Annotated in this window: 12 protein-coding genes; 4 read left to right on the forward strand and 8 right to left on the reverse strand. The window is 42.2% G+C overall.

Annotated elements, in window-relative coordinates; genetic code table 11:
- Positions 1 to 67: 67 nt before the first annotated feature.
- A complete protein-coding gene (locus ABMY41_RS02380) occupies positions 68 to 3,205 on the reverse strand; it encodes an efflux RND transporter permease subunit (RefSeq protein WP_175080684.1) in 3,138 nt (1,045 codons plus the stop codon).
- Positions 3,206 to 3,214: 9 nt separating this feature from the next.
- The gene (locus ABMY41_RS02385) at positions 3,215 to 4,387 is read right to left on the reverse strand and encodes an efflux RND transporter periplasmic adaptor subunit (RefSeq protein ID WP_054562957.1); all 1,173 of its coding nucleotides are present in this window, start codon (positions 4,385 to 4,387) and stop codon (positions 3,215 to 3,217) included.
- A 265-nt stretch (positions 4,388 to 4,652) separates the two neighbouring features.
- Between ABMY41_RS02385 and ABMY41_RS02390 the strand changes: the two genes are divergently transcribed.
- Positions 4,653 to 7,163: a zinc-dependent metalloprotease gene (locus ABMY41_RS02390; protein WP_349274060.1), complete on the forward strand. Its 2,511-nt coding sequence runs from the start codon at positions 4,653 to 4,655 to the stop codon at positions 7,161 to 7,163.
- Between the two features lie 50 nt (positions 7,164 to 7,213).
- On the opposite strand, the gene ABMY41_RS02395 is transcribed toward ABMY41_RS02390, so the two are convergent.
- Positions 7,214 to 7,828, reverse strand: a complete 615-nt coding sequence (locus ABMY41_RS02395) for a PQ-loop domain-containing transporter (protein ID WP_062566326.1) — start codon at positions 7,826 to 7,828, stop codon at positions 7,214 to 7,216.
- Between the two features lie 271 nt (positions 7,829 to 8,099).
- On the opposite strand from ABMY41_RS02395, the gene ABMY41_RS02400 reads away from it, so the two are divergent.
- On the forward strand, positions 8,100 to 9,239 hold the full coding sequence (locus ABMY41_RS02400; protein ID WP_287244367.1) for a hypothetical protein: 1,140 nt from the start codon (positions 8,100 to 8,102) through the stop codon (positions 9,237 to 9,239).
- 1 nt (position 9,240) lies between these two features.
- On the opposite strand, the gene ABMY41_RS02405 is transcribed toward ABMY41_RS02400, so the two are convergent.
- The 5 genes from ABMY41_RS02405 to ABMY41_RS02425 form a co-directional block, all read right to left on the reverse strand.
- Positions 9,241 to 12,063 carry a hypothetical protein gene (locus ABMY41_RS02405; RefSeq protein ID WP_349274062.1) on the reverse strand — a complete coding sequence of 941 codons (2,823 nt, stop codon included), beginning with the start codon at positions 12,061 to 12,063 and terminating at the stop codon, positions 9,241 to 9,243.
- Positions 12,064 to 12,414: 351 nt separating this feature from the next.
- Positions 12,415 to 12,654 (reverse strand): hypothetical protein, encoded by a 240-nt coding sequence (locus tag ABMY41_RS02410; RefSeq protein ID WP_158685563.1) that lies wholly within the window; start codon positions 12,652 to 12,654, stop codon positions 12,415 to 12,417.
- A gap of 79 nt (positions 12,655 to 12,733) precedes the next feature.
- Positions 12,734 to 14,266 carry a PH domain-containing protein gene (locus tag ABMY41_RS02415; RefSeq protein ID WP_349274064.1) on the reverse strand — a complete coding sequence of 511 codons (1,533 nt, stop codon included), beginning with the start codon at positions 14,264 to 14,266 and terminating at the stop codon, positions 12,734 to 12,736.
- Complete coding sequence (locus ABMY41_RS02420; RefSeq protein ID WP_175079641.1) at positions 14,259 to 14,792, reverse strand: PH domain-containing protein; 534 nt, start codon at positions 14,790 to 14,792, stop codon at positions 14,259 to 14,261. The genes ABMY41_RS02415 and ABMY41_RS02420 overlap by 8 nt, the downstream gene beginning before the upstream one ends.
- A gap of 68 nt (positions 14,793 to 14,860) precedes the next feature.
- Positions 14,861 to 15,712: a D-hexose-6-phosphate mutarotase gene (locus ABMY41_RS02425; protein WP_289096908.1), complete on the reverse strand. Its 852-nt coding sequence runs from the start codon at positions 15,710 to 15,712 to the stop codon at positions 14,861 to 14,863.
- Positions 15,713 to 16,041: 329 nt separating this feature from the next.
- Here ABMY41_RS02425 and ABMY41_RS02430 point away from each other — a divergent pair, with 329 nt between their 5' ends.
- Together ABMY41_RS02430 and ABMY41_RS02435 are read left to right on the forward strand one after the other, a co-directional pair.
- Positions 16,042 to 16,527 carry a MarR family transcriptional regulator gene (locus tag ABMY41_RS02430; RefSeq protein WP_054562966.1) on the forward strand — a complete coding sequence of 162 codons (486 nt, stop codon included), beginning with the start codon at positions 16,042 to 16,044 and terminating at the stop codon, positions 16,525 to 16,527.
- Positions 16,528 to 16,632: 105 nt separating this feature from the next.
- Positions 16,633 to 17,952: a porin gene (locus ABMY41_RS02435; protein WP_289096909.1), complete on the forward strand. Its 1,320-nt coding sequence runs from the start codon at positions 16,633 to 16,635 to the stop codon at positions 17,950 to 17,952.
- Positions 17,953 to 18,044: the final 92 nt, after the last annotated feature.

Genomic DNA, 18,044 nt, shown 5'->3' on the forward strand with positions numbered 1-18,044 from the left:
AGTTACTAGCAAATGCGTTAGGTACAAAAAAGCCAACCTCTTGGCTGGCTTTTTCGCAAATGGGCTGTTAATCCCTTGCTAGCTTTCTTCTGGTCGCGACTCGGTGCCCTGCACGGAATACATTCAAGAAGCCATTACCCACATCACTCATTACAATATACAAACAAGGTACTAGTACTAAAGTGATTAGAGTTGCAAACATAACCGCAAAACCAAGTGCTACTGCCATTGGAATTACAAACTTAGCTTGCAAGCTGGTTTCGAACATAATCGGTAGTACACCGGCAAAGGTTGTAATTGATGTCAGGGTGATTGCTCTAAAGCGCGCACAACCTGCTTCAATAACTGCGTCGCGAGTTGAAATACCTTCGCGGCGTGCTTGGTTTACAAAGTCGGTCATAACTAACGAGTCATTAATTACAACACCCGCTGCAGCAATCAAGCCAAAGCCCGACATCAAGCTAATATCTAGACCAAACCAGAAGTGACCCCAAATTGCACCGGTTAAGCTAAATGGAATAACCGACATAACAATTAGAGGCTGCGAATAGCTCTTAAGCGGCACTGCAAGCAAGATATACACTAAAATCATACCGCCGATGAAGAACATGATTTGCTCATTAGCTTGCGCTTGTTGTTCTTCAATAGAACCACCTAGCTCAGTTTTAACTGATGGGTATTCCTCTTTTAACTGCGGTAATAAGTTCTCGTCCACTTGCTTAACCACTTCACCCGGTTCAATCGCTTCTTCATCGATACTGCCGTAGATATACACAGTACGATAGCCACCTTCACGGCGAATATAGCTAATACCTGGTTTTTCGTTCAGTTCAACAACATCACCCAGCATCACCTCTTGGCCTGCAGGCGTTGTGATAACAGCGTGCTTTAATGATGCAAACGCTTCACGTGTTAGTTTCGGGTAACGAACCATAACACGCACTTCTTCACCGCGACGAATAACACGCTGAGCTTCACCACCGTAGAAGCTTGCGCCTACTTGGTTAGCAATGTTGGCAAGGTCTAAACCTAGATCATATGCCACAGGTTTTAAGCTTAATTGCACCTCTTTGCTCGCCGGATCGATAGTCGAACTAATATCAAATAAGCCTTTTTGCTGTTGTAGTAGTTGGATAAAACGACGACCTGCCTCATTTAAGGTATCGATATCTGGGCCGTAAAGTAAGTAACCAAACTCACCATCCATACCACCGCCATTTACATCATCGTAAATTTGCAGCGATTTCACACCTGGGATACTTGGCATTTGTTCACGCCAACGACGAGATAATTCGAATGCGTTATACGGGCGAAGCTCTTCATCTACCAGCGGAGCAAGTAATTGTGCTTCAGTACGACCTTGGTTGAACACTAAGATATCGCGAATTAGCTTTTGGCCAAATTCTCGTTCTGTCTCTTGGTCTACCTTGTTAACCATGGCTTCGATTTCACGAATAGCATTAATCGTTTGCATATCCGAGGCATTTTCATTCATTTCTAAACGAATTTGCGGAAAGTCATGAGGTACTTTTGGTGTTGGTACCACACGCACTTGATTTGATGAAATTAAGCCAAATGTCAAAATCAATAAACCGATAAACGCAAATAGCACAAACCAACGCCACTCCACACACAGCTCAATAAAACGCTTATATGGGCCATTTACAAAGTTAAAGAAACGTTTGTTAAAACGCGCTCGCCAACTATTTTGATTAATTGGCGGAAACTTAGTATGGGCAATGTGTGCCGGTAAAATAAGTTTCGATTCAATCAAACTGAATATCAGACACAGAATAACCACCACGGCGATACCGAAGAAAAATGCACTCTCTGGGCCACTTGATAGTGTAAATGGTGCAAATACAGCAATCGTTGTTAAAACACCAAATGTTGCTGGGGTAGCAACGCGTTTTGCGCCATTTACTACGTTTACAACACCACCGCCTTTTTTCTCAATTTCGGTGTAGGCACTTTCCCCTATGACGATGGCATCATCGACCACGATCCCGAGTACCATAATAAAGGCAAATAACGACACGATATTAATACTGATACCAAATAATGGCATCATCATCATTGCACCTAAGAAACACACAGGTAAACCAATCATTACCCAAAGTGCCAACTTAAAGCGTAAGAAGATAGACAACATAATGGCAACCAAGATAGCCCCTTGGAAAAGGTTGCTTTTCATCATGTCTAAACGGGCATTTAGGTAGTAAGTCATGTCCATTAATGGCTCAAGACGCAGGCCCGCCGGTAGCTCTTTATTCTTTTGCTCAATGAACGCTTTAACTGAATCAGCAACCGGGATCATGTTTTGTTCTTTGGTTGCTTTTACTGATAAATAAACGGCATTTTCACCATTAAATTTAAAGTAGCGCTCACCTTCTGTGAATTGGTCTTTAATCACAGCGATGTCGTTTAGCAGCACTTTCGCGCCATTAGCACCAATTTTTACTGGGATCTGGCGGAACTCATCACCGCTGTAGTATTGATTTTCAACACGTACCGAGATAATACCTGCGTCAGTACGTAGTTGACCTGCCGAGATATTCGCAGAGTAACGACGTACTGCACTTGCCACCTCACTTAAAGTAAGGTTGTATTGACGTAGTGAATCAGGGTCAATTTCAATTGCAATTTCATCAAGTGGTACATCGTTTTGCACCAGTGACACATTGGATAATTGCAGTAATTCATCTTCAATTTTATTTGCAACTGGCTTTAACTCAGTAAGTGGAATATCACCTACTAGCGTCATACCAATCACATCTTGGCGAAACTCAACCTGACTAATCGTCACCGGCTCCATTCCCGCAGGGAAAGTCGCAATACTGTCTACCCGTAGCTTCACTTTATCGAGTACATCAGTAAGTTCTGCATCAGTGTTGATCTCTAAACTTGCACGGCCACTATTTCGAAATGAGCGATATACACCACGTTTAATCTCGGTTACATCTTTTAGTGACTCTTCAATTTTAATCAGAATACTTTCTTCGATTTCCTGTGGTGAGGCCCCCGGATAATTGGCTTGTACTTCAATATAGTTAATTTCAACATTTGGGAACATCTGGCGCTGAATAGTGAAATAACTAATGATCCCCATGATGATGATAAACACCATCATTAAGTTAGCAGCGACCGAGTTATTGGCAAAATAAGCTATAAGGCCAGACTGTTTTTCTGTGTTTGTATCAGTCATAGTGCTACCTTAAAGCTTTTCAACCGCTGCAGTTTCTGCATCGCTTGTCATTTCTTTCATTCCAGCAACCTTCACTTCCATACCCTCTTGCGGGTACTCAGGCAGCGTCAGAACCAACTGGTCATTCACTTCAAGGCCATCACTAATGTAGAAGTACTCACCTTCTTCACGCACTACGGTTACTTTACGTGGTTCAAGTTTATTCTCGTCGTTCACAATCCACACCGTTTGGTTATTCACTAAAGACTGTGGTAAACGGTAGATGTTTTGTAGTGTTGCACCGGCAAAGCTCACTTGTACGTAAGCACCAAATTTAATAGGTTGTACGTCGTGCTTTAAGCCGTATGGGTCATCAACACGAACAACTAAATTGCTCATACGCGTCGCGTTGTCAACAACGCCTAGGTCACGGTCAATTTCGGCTTCACGAGTAAAGCTGTTTAAGCCTTTATTGATAATGGTCGCCTTTACGCCTTTTAAGCGTTTTGGCAAAAATACACTATCGAAACCAGCAATTGGTACAATGATTTCCGCACTTTCAATATTATTAATTTCAGCAACTTGGCTGCCTACATTAATGTATTGGCCGACACCAATTTCACGGCTGATCACCAGCGCATCGTAAGGTGCTTTTACCTCACAGCGAGCAAGGTCACGCTCGGCACGTTTTAATGCCGCTTGCGCTGATTTAACAGCAGCTTGTGCACTTAAAACTTGAGGTTTACGTAGGAATAAGTCGGTGCGCTCACGTTCTGGGTAACGTCTTGCTTCATCCTCTGCCACTTTAGCTTGTGCTTGCTCTTCGATCAGTGCCGCTTGAGCACTAGCAAGTGACGCCTCAGCTTGTAGTACAGCTGCTTCGTAGTTGTCTTTTTCGATGGTAAATAACACTTCACCACGAGCTACAATCCCACCAGCAACAAAGTTTGGATGCCAGCTTGTAACTTCACCGGCCACTTGCGAGGCAAGTAAGGTACTTTCAAGCGGTTTCACTTCGCCGTAACTATTAATAATCACTTGATGATCATCACTTGCTACTGGCTCAACCTGTACTAAAGGACGCACATCAACTACATCCTTGTCTTTAGGCTCTTGAGCAATCGCGTTGATTGCCTTAAATCCAGCAACACCAACGATTAATGCAACAAACGGTAATATCCATTTTAATAAACTTGTGCGCATAACTTACACCTATAAAATTTTCACTGGCCCTATCATACCAAAGCTGACAGAAACATTAATGTGACATTTGTAAGGAACTGTTACAAAAACAGATAAATTGGCAACACAAAAACCAAAACTTATCTAAGAACAATTTGTTACAAACAAAAGTCACCTAATATCAAAAACTTACAAAAACACCTTCACACTTGTTAACAAACAGCCTTTTATCAAGGGGTTAATTCATTAAACTTGATTGAGAAATAATTAAAGGAACGAGTTAACAATGAAAATAACAAACATTGCGCTGGCACTAAGCTTAGCGTTTGCCATGAATGGCCACGCCGCCGAAACAAAGAAAGAAGAAAAGAAGCCAAAAACACTGGCTGAAATGATCAAAGATAAAAGCGAGTTTGCCGGTGTTTTCAGTATTTACCAAGATGCGAAGACGGGCGACAACTTAATGGTGATCGACCAATCTCAACTTGATACACCATTTGTGTACTTTGCTCACACCGTCGATGGTGTGACTGACGCAGGCCACTTCAGAGGGGCATATCGCGAGACAAAGCTAATTGAGTTTCGTAAATACTTTGACCGCATTGATATTATTAGCAAAACACCGCGCTATAAATTTGATGAAAACTCAGCCTTAGCACGCTCTGCCGATGCCAACATCAGCGAAGCTGTCCTTGCGAGTATTAAAATCGAAAAAGAAGAAGACGGTAAAATTGCTTTTAAAGTTGATAAGCTCTTTTTAAGTGAAGCACTGCATAAAGTGTCACCTTGGGCAAACCCAAAAGATAAAAATGCCAGCAAGCGCTTTAAACTTGGTAAATTAAACGACAAAAAATCGCGAATCGTTAAACAGCGCCCTTACCCAAATAACCTAGATGTTGTGGTGGATTATGTATTTTCTAATGCTAACCCAACAGTACGAGGTTCAAAAGCCGTAAGCGATCCTCGTAACGTTTCAATTAAAGTACAGCATTCATTTGTCGCGCTACCTAAAAATGATTATCAAGCTCGCCAAGATGACGCGCGTATTGGTTATTTCACTAACGAATTCGACAATATGACATCAGCGGATTGGGCACCTTATGAAGATGTCATCAAGCGCTGGGACTTGCAAAAGAAAGACCCGTCAGCGGCACTGTCTGAGCCAGTTAAACCGATTACTTGGTGGATTGAAAATACCACACCGGTTGAGTGGCGTGACACTATTCGTGATGCAGTACTAGCATGGAATAGCTCATTTGAAAAAGCAGGCTTTAAAAATGCCATCGAAGTAAAAGTACAACCTGATGACGCTGATTGGGATGCGGGCGATATTAACTACAACGTATTACGTTGGACTGCATCACCACGCCCTCCATTTGGCGGTTATGGTCCTGCCCTTGCAAACCCATTAACAGGTGAGATCTTAGGCTCTGACATCATGTTAGAGTACGTTTTCATGAAAAACCGTTGGATGTACGACACCTTATACACTCAAGGTGCAGCCACGCTTGAAACTAGCCAAAGCAGCACAGATTTACATTGCTCACTGGGCCACAGCATTCAAGAAAACATGCTACTTACTAAAAGCTTAGGCACAGGTGCGAGCATTGAAGACAAAGAGATTTTACGCCAAGGCTTAACTCAGCTAGTTTTACACGAAGTGGGCCATACCCTAGGTCTTAACCACAATATGAAATCATCTATTTTGTGGGATGAAAAAGAAGTTCACGATAAGAGTAAAACGCAAGGTATCGTAACGGGCTCAGTTATGGACTATGCACCAGCAAACATTGCCCCTATTGGCATGCAACAAGGTGATATCTTCCAAACAAAACCTGGCCCTTACGATGATTGGGCGATTGAGTACGGCTACAGCCAAGCATTGGCTGATAAAGCAGCTGAGCAGCAGCGCCTTGAAAAAATTCTCGCTCGCTCATCTGAGCATGCTTTAGCTTTTGGTAATGATGCTGATGATATGCGTGCCCCAGGCCGCCATATCGACCCACGTGTAATGATTGGTGATATGTCATCTAACCCTGCCGCATATGCTGATGATCGTATGGAACTTATCAATAAGCTGTTTACTGAACTTAAAGACAATGCCACGGTTAATGGTGAGTCATACCAGCAGCTAGTTATCTCAGCGAACATTTTATTTAGAAGCTACAGAACACAAGCAGGCGTGGTATCTCGTCAAATTGGTGGTGTTTATGTAGAACGTAATGTGGTGGGCGATGACAAAAATGATGCACCATTTACGCCAGTGCCACTTGAGCGCCAGCAACATGCAATGCAAGTGTTAGCCGACAAAGTATTCTCGCCAAATGTGCTTGCTAGCATGCAGCCACTGTATAACTACCTGCTACAGCAGCGTCGTGGTTTTAATCATTATGGTAAGAACGAAGACCCTAAACCACATGGCATGATTTTAGGTATGCAAAAGTTGGTACTTGCTCAGTTGTTGCACCCAGCAGTTATGCTACGTATTTCAGACAGTGCAATGTATGGCAACGAGTATTCACTTAACCAATTTATGAATGACTTAACAGCAAGCATTTTTGTAGACAGTAAAAAAGCAAATACCCTAAGTCACAATCTACAAGTTGAATATGTGAATCAGCTAATCGCGATTGCTGGTTTAGGCAAACCGAGCAAGCACGATAACCTAGCCAAAGCTGCCGCGCTTTATCAGTTAAATCAAATTGCTGATATGAGCGTACCATGGGGTGCAGACACCGCAGCTAAAGCCCATAAGCAATATATCGATCGCTTAATTAGTAAAGCCCTCGAAGCATAAGTAAAACAACACAAAAAAGGCTGCCACTTGGCAGCCTTTTGTTTTTTAGTTTAAGCCATTGCAGGGCGCGATTTATAATACTGAATACACCCTAGTTGAGCGGCATTAGTCAGTAGAATCATTACAAAGGTCAGTATGTGAGACACACTCGGTGTCGCCATAGCAAGCTCGGCAGCGAGGCCGCAGCTTCCAGCAACAAACTGTAGGCTAAAGTAGCGCGCACTTAAATTACTAATATCACCACTTTTAATGGTTTTATAAGTCTGCGGCATAACACGAATAGAGCTCATGACTAAACCTACATAGGTTAGCCAGTTAAGCACCGTTGCTGTTTCATAATGAGGGTTAAGCAACAAACCAAAAGGCACGACCGACATGGCTAATAACCCAGCTAGCTGCATGCGTTGCTTTCGCGCAGCGTTGTAACGAACAAAGTAGTAAAGAATCACACCACTTAGCATGCCGGTAACAACAAACGGCAAAACCATGTAAAAACGCTGAAAAAACAGGTTAAAGGTGATGAAATATAAACTTTGCGCGACACCAAAGCTCATCATCAACAGCGAAACGCCCGACACACTGCGATTTTTACGGATCTTATTTAAAAGCGGATAAAAGCTAAACGCTAAAATAAAGCATGAAATAATCGGCAAAAAGTGCGCCAAAACAGACCTCTCTCGTTACAATTTAGTTAATAAGTTAGCAGTTTATAAATCACCCATAAAATTACAGTAAACACCTGTTTTTAAAGCAATTTAAAAGAGCGCGGCATTGTAATGAGAGCGCTTTAGAATGCAATAAAGAATAAAAAATAAACAACAGTCTATTGGCAAGATATCCGTACAAGCTGTTTACAGCTGATGACACTAACGACTAACTTGAATAATTAATGTGATCTGGGTACATTGATGAAATAGTGCTCAGGAGGGTTAAGCCATGAAATCAATTTTATATGCGATTGTTTTAATTGCTTTTTTAGTTGGATGCAAGAGTACAAAACAACAAGCAACGCCCCCACCGAGTGTGGCCAGCTTACTCAATGCAGCACATTTTAAACACGTTGAACTTAGCGACCCTGAACTATTTACGCTCCCTGCAGATGAGCAGAAACGTTTTCTTAATTATTTTACCAAACGTCAAGGTGGCGATTTAAGAGATGACCAAATCCTATATCACTATTTAGAAAATAAGCTCACCAATTTTAATTACTTTAGCGCCACACTCAATGCCCAGCAGACTCTTCAAGGTCGCCAAGGTAACTGTATTAGCTTGGCAATTTTAACCCATGCCTATGCTCAACTGGCAGGACTTCAAACAGGCTTTCAGGCAGTGTCGAGTGAGCCTGTTTATAGTAAACAAAGTAACATAGTGTATGTATCGGGCCATTTTCGCACCAAAGTCTACGCTCCTTTGAGTGAAGGCGATAATTACTTGGTGCCACCAGGCACAATAATTGATTACTTCCCTGCTCGTGGAAGTTTTTACTCAGGCCGTGCTAAATTAAAAGACTTAATTAGCCGTTATTACAGCAACTTGGCAAGCGAGGCCTTAACTAAAAAGCAATTCAATTTGAGTTACAGCTACATTTTGAAAGCCAATGAATACACACCACATGCACCCTTACTTTATAATCTAGCTGCCGTATTACATCGCCAAGCGGGTGATTTAGCTGGAGCAAAACATATTTATCAAACAGCAATGCAGCATGGCTTGAGCGATACAAATTTACTACAAAATTACGCAGTGCTGGCCGAGCAACTTAATGATCAGGTTTTGGCAGAGCAGCTCAATTCACAGTTAGCGATGCTAGAGCAGGATCCATTCGAGTTACTAGCAACGGCAATTAACGCCCGTAACAATGGCAAGCTTTACAAGGCAAAGCAACAACTTGAAGATGCTATTGCATTAGCCCCTTATTTATCTGAACCCTATATAGAATTAGCGATTATTAGTTTTCAGCAAGGTAATGAACAAAGCAGTAAGGAATGGCTAGAAAAAGCCATTGAGATAGAAAATAAAGACGAAAAACTGGCGCTATATCACGCCAAGCTTTTCGCCTTAAAAGACCAACACTAGGCTATAACGAGTAATAGAAGCTTAGCCAAGCCCGTAAATCATTTTCGAAGTCGTCGCCTTCTACCCGGGCGACGCCAAAATCAAGGTTTACATCGTTCAAACCTGCGGGCCCCATACCAAAGCTAAAGTCTCCCCGCCATTTTAGCCCGTAACTTTGTGCATAAACTCGGTTATCGACCTGATGCTGTTGGTAATAAAGCCAAGGTAATGAATCTTTGTAACTAATACCTCCGCCATAACCTTTATAGCGGTTACCTGATTGACTGATAAACGGCAACTCAGGGGCAACAACAAAGCCGCTTTGCGTGTCATTATTAATTAAGTTTGACTCATAACCGCCAAGCGCAAGGCTACTGTCATCGCGATATTGCTGTGCAAAATTAACATAAACAGGAATATCAAAAGCATAACCGCTCAATACGGTGGCAAAGTTATAGCCTTGCCAATTATTCGAGTTAGCATCACCGGATAACCACTGGGCACTTATAGACTGAGCAAAACCATATCGCTGTCTATCATATTGCCACTTTTGTTCAAGGCCAAGGGTTAACCATTGATCATCCCCCTTACTAAAATCACTGTAGTTATAGCTCAAACTCGGTGTAATACTAAGCTGCTGAAACTGCAAAGGGTAGCTCATGGCTAAATGCGCCCCAGTATTACTTACCTTCACCGGTATTTGTGAATGGTACTGTTTTGCCGATTCAAGGTCGTAATTAAATAACAGCGCTTTAAATTTTAAATCAAACGCTGAGTACTTAGCGGCCGCGAACACCCCTTCCAATGCTTTGTCATGTAAATCAGCACTGTAGCCTGCTTGTAAATCGAGCTGCTTTAAAAAGTCGTTACTTTTGACCCCAAGGGTAAGCAGCGAAGATGAGGCCGAATAATACTGAGATGCCAGCGAAAAAGTCGGCTTTTGCTGCCAAATATCATAATCGGCTGGCTCAGTTGGGCTTTGCGGGTAGATTTTCGCCTCAGGTAATACTTCGCTCGTTACCTGACCTCGTGGTGGCGCTGCACTTTTAGCAAATTCAACAACCTCTAACCCTTGTGGTTGCTCAATAAAATGCTTGATATTCGGCCCTTCTGCAGTGATCGATAAATACAAAAGTTCACCATTATTCATTGCCATTGGATGTGCAACAGCTTCTTGACCTTGCGTTAATTGGCGTAGTGAATTGCTTTGTAGATCATAATGATATAAATCGAGAGCGGCATTTTTACCGGCAACAAAATAAAGCCCTTTGCCATTGGCTTGCCAATTAGGTTGTGACGCATACTGATAGCCCTCTGGCATTGGTACAGTAAGTGATTTTTGGGATCTTAAATCTTGTATATACAACTGCCAATTAGCATTCAATGTCGCTTTTAAATAGGCAAGTTGCGTTTTATTAGGGCTTAGTGATGGATAGTCATAAACCGTTTCTAGGCTTTTCTCAAATAAAGGCGTAGCGACACCAGTATTGAGATCAAAACGCACTAGCTCCGAGAAACCATGCTTCGTTTGCTCAGCATAAACCGTTTGCCCGTTATCACTGATACTAAAGCGGCGCAGCCCTGCATGATGGCTTAATGCAGTTACTTTACCTGTATCAATATCATAGCGGTATAGATCAGAAATACCTTGAATTGAGCCTTTAGCAACAGTTGTTGTGGCGGTGAAAAACAATGTATTTTCGTCTAACCACTGCGGGTTTTTTATACCCTGCCTATTAATTTGGTGAAGCACATGTTTTTGCTTACGCTTAAAAACACTGGGGGCTTTATCTGCAATATCAGCAGGGTCATCATCGAGTAACGCTTGTTGCTGCTTCGCAAAATCATCAGCAGCCTGTTGATTGTCATCAGTGCTATAAATGACTAAGCGGGTTTCGTCATCTTTGTTGCGCTCAACAATGGCAAGCTTACTGTTATCTAAACTTAAAACAGGGTTCGAGGCGTATAGATCAAGATCCAACCAAAGCTTACTTGTAAGTGTTTGCTCACTTACCTCTTTAGCCATTGCTTTATAAGTATATTCTGCAATAAAACGGCGGTAGAGGCGTTCAGGTGAATCGCCAAATACTCCGCTAAAGGCCTCATTAAAATCACGCGCTTTAACCGCTTGCATGCGCGTCCAAACTGCATCAAGGGTTTGCGCTGAATAGTTCTCTTCGAGCCAAGCAAGAAAGCGAGATCCCATTAAATACGCCATTGAGCCAGCTAAATAGCCCCCTTCGGTACTACTTAATTGGCTATATTGTGGCAATGCACCTTGCTGGGCAAATTCAACCAGTATTGCCTCTGAAAGGTTATCGTATAAACGACCCCGCCCTGTCATTTTCGACTCCAGCAGCGTTGCATACCCTTCAGCAGCCCAGCGCGGCATTTCGCCTTCAACTAAGTCGTAAATATCCCAACTATTACGAATAGCTTGGCGCACGTCACTTCGAGTAGGCTGAGCAAGGTGCACCAAATGAATATATTCGTGCAAAATTAATAACTGCTGCCAACCATCGGTGTTAGAAATCACCGTGTCGGATTGTGGAGGCGTGGTAAACAAAGCCATTAGAGGTTTGTTAGTCACCGGCAAAGCAAAGCCATTGGAGGCGTTAAATGGGTCAAAAACCAGAACATCGACCACTTCATCAAGAGCACGGTTTTGCTGTTTTAGTACCTTATCGCGAACAATTTCAAGCTCTGTTGCCGCTGAACGGGCCCATTGCTGATTCTCAGTACTAAAATGCACATTAAAGTGCTCGGTATGAATAGTTTGCCAAGTCTCTTGGCTTGAAGCGTGGCTAGCAGCAAGTAATGCCACAGTTAACAGGGCTTTTTTCATCACAATCCTTGATTAGCAAGTTGCTTAATTTAAGAATTAGTATGCGATGCTTTTTTAAAAGGCTGAAGTTAAAAAGTGTAAGAAATTACTCCAGTTTGAGCGGTTGTAGGGCGTGTTGACCCTTGTTGATTGAAATTTGTTCACTCTAGGGGCGATTTAATCGCGGCGCGAGATTTGTAACCTAGTGGGCTAAGTAAAAATCGAGCAACAAAGAGTTAATCGCCCCTAGGAAGAACCCGGAGGGCAGCGCGTGTTTGGCATTAATGCTGCGTTATCGCCTATTTATGTGGAACAACCACACTGCATAGGCTCTGCCTTGCCTAAATACCAAACACACTGCTGCAAAATTAATCATAAAGGGTCAGCACGCCCTAGACCGAGTAATTGATAAATAATAAAAATAGTCACGGCAAACATCAGGCTACTTCTTAATGCACCGAGTCCCGCAATGACTAAAGCTGCGGTTACGAGTAAAGCAATTGCTGTAACGGCAACACTCACACATAAGCCCTTACACTCCTGCTGCGAACGTGCATAACAAAGTAAGGCAACAACACCTGAAATAGCTAAAATAGGTAGTAAATAAATCATTGCGCACCCGTGATTATTGACGTTGCGCTAGTATACCTCAATATTAAAACGAATCAATGGTATTGAGAACTATTTTCATTTAAAACCAGTTCCGCTCAACGCCTTCTATTTCATGTAGGGCGAAATCAGCAAACTGCTCAGCCAGTTCCGCTTTTAAGTAAGGCATTGATACATAACCAGAAGCCAGTTGTATATACAAGCTTTTAAGCTGTGATCGGCGCATTAAATAAGTGCTTATTGTGGTGACGCTTTGTGCTTTATAGATTTCAAAAACACGATACTGCACACCTAGCATGCCGGTTTTAAATACGGCAAAAAAACGGCCGTCATGTTGATACATAGCCAAACCCGTTTTTTGATAATTCAAAAACACACCGATCATCAAAACTAAGCCCACGACAATGCTCCACAGCATCGTAGCAGTATCAAATAAAGCGTTGAAAATTAAAGCAGAGAATACAGTAGGTAGGATCACATAGAAAAACGTATTTTTATAAAGTAAAGCTCGCTCAGGCTTAATAAAGTTAAGCTCTGTTAAATCAACAAACCATGGAAATAACCAGCCACACACGGCTTGCACTTGCTCTTTAGTGATTACTGGCATCACTAACGTTTGTTTATTTTTATGTGCCGCAACCCCAGCAGCCATACCACCACTACTCACTTGTGGGCAAATTAAGGTATAGCGATTAAGGAGCCTAGCAATAATATTTTGTTTGATTTGCACACTTTGAATTTTCGACACGCTGATCGAGAGTTGCTGGCGCTCAAATAAACCTGCCACACGCTTAAACTTATCGTCCTGAAAATACAGCTGAAAGTTAAAAAAGCGCACTAAGGCCATGACAACAGAAAGTAAAATGGCACATAAAACAATGGCAACAACCATAATTAACACAGCGATTGCAGCTGCGCTGCCAACAAAAGCAGCTTGCTCATTCAGTATGGCCTCTAGGCGGTTTATGATAGTTTTTTCGAGGTACTCAAAAATCACATTCATAAATGGAGCAAGTGCGGCCAATGCCAATATTGCCATGTTCGACATCAAACCAAACTTAGCAATTTCAGCATTGCTGATCGTTAAGGTTTTCAACGTATCTGCTGCTTCGCTCTGCTCAACAGGTAGCTGCTCTTGCTGTTGTAACTGAGCCTTAAATTCCATAACTTGTTCACGAACTTGCTCAGCATAGCTAAGCTTTACTCCCGGGATAACAGCTTCTTGAGCACTACTACCGGCAGCATCGAAAATACAATTAACCAAATTAACCGGCTGAAAATAAAAAGGCTCGGCAATGTTTACGTTCTGTACTCGAGCAAATTTTAGGGTTAGCCGCTCTTTTTTGAATACCCCTTTATTGAGCAGTATTTCGTGACCATCTGTTATGCGGTATTTAAAATTACGATAATAAGCAAAGGCATACAGCACTAAAACTAAAGAGGCTACGGCAACAGCTATTTGCCCCCAAAACAGCTTTTGCTCAACTTGCGTAACAAATAACACCAAAATTGGCAGTAAATTAAGTAGCCCATCTTTTATGAAACGCAGTGCAAAGTGAACAATAAAATACAGTAGCGCCCATGGCGACACGCGTTGCCATTGTTGATCACTCATCGGCAAGCTCATTTTCTTGAGTTGCTGCATTATCACCATAACTTTGCACGAACTGGCGAACATCATTGCATTGTTCGTCAGTTAACCCACTGATATGTAAATCAGCACTCATGCCACCCGCACTGTAAAGCCTGAGTGTTGCGAGTCCTAACTTTCGCTCAATTGGGCCGCGATGAATTTCGGTGTGTTGCACGCGAGAAATAGGCAATAAAGTGATTTGTTGCCAAATTAAACCTCGCTTAAAGGCAATATCATGCTCTCTTACTGCCACCCCTTTAGCGCGAACGCTGTAAAGGTTGAAAACCATCGACAGTATTACCAACAATGGCAAAACCAAAAGCCAAGGTGTAGTAATGGCTTCGCTAATGGCTGGATTAAAGTGCCGTACTGCAATGATCACGGCCATTAAAGGCACGTAAAATAACAACCAATTTAGTTGTACATGCCATATCGCATTATCAGCAAGTGGTTGGAATTGAATAGTTTGATGCTTTGGAAGGGTTTCTATTTGTTGATTACTAAACACGGTAATTCCTTGTAAAGGCCAGCGGTGCCGGCCTTACGTGCTAACACTGAGTTATTATATGTTATAAATTATACCCAGCGTAGTTTTGTTGCAAGTGTGTGGCTTGCTCCTGGTGCAAGTTCAACACTATCATCAAGGACATTAGCCGCTTCTAAGCACAGCATGACGTGGTATTCGTCATCAGCAAAATTAGAAAGACGTTTTGATTTATCAATCCATGGGTTCCAAAGTACACAGGATGTTGAATTTTCGCGACCTACTTCAATAATGCCATCAGGTGTAATGATACGTTGAGTGTCTTTTGCTTCGGTATAAACCATGTCTGTTTCACGTGCAAACGACACTAACTCATTTTGCTCAAATGGACCTTCAGCAAATTCAATGTATTTGGCGCCTTGTAGACCATCTACTTTTGTTTCTTCAATTGCTGGTGTTGGGAAGTACGTGTGCAGTGCTTGAGTAAACTGTACAGTTTGGTTATCTAAGTTCGTGGTTGTTAAACGCATCTCTAAGCTAGAGGTTAAAATAAACTCAGCCAATAACTTAGTTTTATAAGGCCAATACTTTTCATCAACTTGCGTCATCGGCAAAGACAAGCTGATATAAATAGAATCGTCTTGTTCTTTCACTTCTTCTGCTCGCCATAAACTTGTGCGAGCAATACCATGAGCAGGCCAGCCTTCATGTTGGCTTACTCCGAACCATGGCCAACAAATCGGAATACCGCCTCGCACACCTTTGCCTTCTTGGTAATCTTCTAATTCTGAGACCCATAATAGTGGCTTTTTATCGGTTGGCGTGAACTCAGTGATCTGCGCACCTTGCAGAAAAATAGTTGCGCTACAAAACTCACTCGCAACTTTAATAAATTCAAGCCCGGTTTCACTTTGCTCAATCGTAACTGATGGCGATAACTTCATAATACGTCCCATTTAATGAAAGAAAAATCCACCTTACCCAATGCAGTGGCTTTTAGTAAATAATATTTAGTTATTTGTATAAATTGTTTTACTACAAAGTGATGGTGTCACCTCGTAGTTGCATTTTAAGTGTTAACAACAATTACTCCATCTAAATTTTAACTTTTGCTTTTTAATTTCTGCTCTAATTATTTTAAAAGCACAAAAACAACCTTTATGGCCATAAATTATAAGCAATATAGTCATTATTTATTTGAACTCAATTTATTAGATGTGTAAAATTTTTTGATTGCGGTTGCTCCACGCCGCCTTATTTAAGAGACAGAAACATGCAAAAGTATGACGAGCTACTAGTTTCGCTGCGTAAAGTGATCAGAGCCATCGACCTTCATTCAAAACAGCTCAATAAAACCTCTGGCTTAACAGGCCCACAATTACTGATTATGAACGAGGTTGCACAAACCGATGGCATAACCGCTAGTCGCATTGCACAAAATGTAAATCTAAGCCCAGCGACGGTTACCAATATCTTAGACCGTATAGAAAACCGTAACCTGATCACTCGTGTACGTAGCCAATTAGATAAACGCCGAGTTAGTTTGCATCTCACAGAAGCGGGTAAACAGCTACTAGATCAAGCACCTCAGCCTCTGCAAGAACACTTCATTGAAAAGTTCTCAGCACTCGATGAGTGGGAGCAAAGCTTACTACTTTCATCAATGCAACGTATTGCCGCAATGATGGATGCAGATCAGCTTGATGCTTCACCTCTGCTTGAAGTTGGCGCAATCACCAAGACATTAGAACCACAGTAAAAATTAAAACTGATTGATTAATATTAATTTTCTGTGTCTAGTCTTGGGTTCAGCATGATTATCAACTATGCTTGGTAGTACCCATTCCAACACTAGCGAAAATTCATGCTTAAACTATCAAAGTTAGCCCTCGCAATAGCCTTGGGCACAACTTCAAGTCTTAGTCAGGCATCTGAAATTGATGACCTTCAAAAGCAGCTGCAATTGCTGAAACAGCAAATGCAGCAACTGCAAAGCAAACTTGATGCTGCCGAAGAAAAATCGCAGCAACAAGCCGAAAAACAAGCGCAAATTGATGCACAAGTAGCAAAACAGCAAAAGCAACTTGAGCAACAAACAGCAGCTATTGAAGCTCCTAAAAAAGAATCTGGCATTAAGGTCGGGGGTGCAGTACGTACCAACTTCAGCCATACATCTTATAACGATGGTAATAAAAACCGCGGTGGCGACTTCGATTTTGACATCTTCAGGCTAAATTTTGCAGGCGATGTCGGTGATGTACAGCTTAACGCTGAGATCCGTTTTTTCGATTACATGACTGCTGTTAAGTATGCCTACGCAGCTTATGACTTTGCCGAAGACTGGCAAGTGCAGGCAGGTATTACCAAAGTGCCTTTTGGTAACTGGCCTTATAATTCACACAACTACTTCTTTGGCACCACTTACTATATTGGTCTTGAAGATGATCACGATCTGGGTGTGCTATTCAAGCGCAAAATTGCTGACAACTGGCAAATTGATCTGGGCTTTTTCAAAAATGATGAGCTAGGTGGTGTTGATGGTTACGTAAGCGACAGAAGCGACCGCTACTCATATGATGTTGTTGGTTTCCGCTCTGCTGATGAAGGTGTTTATGCCGAACCAACCAATGCGATTGGTGAGTACAACACCTTCTCTGGTCGTTATGGTTATCACTTTGAGCATGACGGCGGCACCACCGAGCTCGGTGTTTCTGCGTTATCGGGTGGCTTGCATGACGGTGAAGATAAAGCCGGCGATTACTACGCTTGGGCTGTGCACTTAAACAGTACTATTGGTCCATGGAATTTCCAGCTCCAGCACGGTGAATATAACTACGATATCGACAACGTCGACCGTATGGCCGTGGGTGCTTATGCGTTTTACGATAGTATTGCCGCAGAAGCGACCATGACTAATGCTAATATAGCTTACAGCCTGCCTGTAGAGTGGGGCCCGGTCACTAACCTGCAATTTTATAATGACTACGGCATCATTTATGACAAGTCAGATAACAGCGAAGATACATGGATGAATGTAACCGGTGTATCTGTTGCCGCAGGTGGCTTATTCACTTACTTTGATTTTGTACAAGCGAAAAACCAACCATTTGTTGGTGGTTCAATTGCTGGCGACAGCGACGAGACTGAAACCCGCTTCAATATCAATATAGGTTATTACTTCTAAGATACGCTTAATTAAGTGAAAGCAAGGAGCTGGCCTCCTTGCTTTTTTATTTACTCGAAACCACACAACAACCTCACGATACCCTTAACGTT

It is taken from the genome of Pseudoalteromonas sp. BZA4 (genome assembly GCF_040104395.1).
GTDB lineage: Bacteria > Pseudomonadota > Gammaproteobacteria > Enterobacterales > Alteromonadaceae > Pseudoalteromonas.

What these genes read in the sequence shown, in the direction of transcription:
- ABMY41_RS02385 (WP_054562957.1), bottom strand. Translation starts at nt 4,387, where the DNA reads ATGCGCACAAGTTTATTAAAATGGATATTACCGTTTGTTGCATTAATC.
- ABMY41_RS02400 (WP_287244367.1), top strand. Translation starts at nt 8,100, where the DNA reads ATGAAATCAATTTTATATGCGATTGTTTTAATTGCTTTTTTAGTTGGA.
- ABMY41_RS02430 (WP_054562966.1), top strand. Translation starts at nt 16,042, where the DNA reads ATGCAAAAGTATGACGAGCTACTAGTTTCGCTGCGTAAAGTGATCAGA.
- ABMY41_RS02415 (WP_349274064.1), bottom strand. Translation starts at nt 14,266, where the DNA reads ATGAGTGATCAACAATGGCAACGCGTGTCGCCATGGGCGCTACTGTAT.
- ABMY41_RS02390 (WP_349274060.1), top strand. Translation starts at nt 4,653, where the DNA reads ATGAAAATAACAAACATTGCGCTGGCACTAAGCTTAGCGTTTGCCATG.
- ABMY41_RS02410 (WP_158685563.1), bottom strand. Translation starts at nt 12,654, where the DNA reads ATGATTTATTTACTACCTATTTTAGCTATTTCAGGTGTTGTTGCCTTA.
- ABMY41_RS02380 (WP_175080684.1), bottom strand. Translation starts at nt 3,205, where the DNA reads ATGACTGATACAAACACAGAAAAACAGTCTGGCCTTATAGCTTATTTT.
- ABMY41_RS02425 (WP_289096908.1), bottom strand. Translation starts at nt 15,712, where the DNA reads ATGAAGTTATCGCCATCAGTTACGATTGAGCAAAGTGAAACCGGGCTT.
- ABMY41_RS02435 (WP_289096909.1), top strand. Translation starts at nt 16,633, where the DNA reads ATGCTTAAACTATCAAAGTTAGCCCTCGCAATAGCCTTGGGCACAACT.
- ABMY41_RS02405 (WP_349274062.1), bottom strand. Translation starts at nt 12,063, where the DNA reads ATGAAAAAAGCCCTGTTAACTGTGGCATTACTTGCTGCTAGCCACGCT.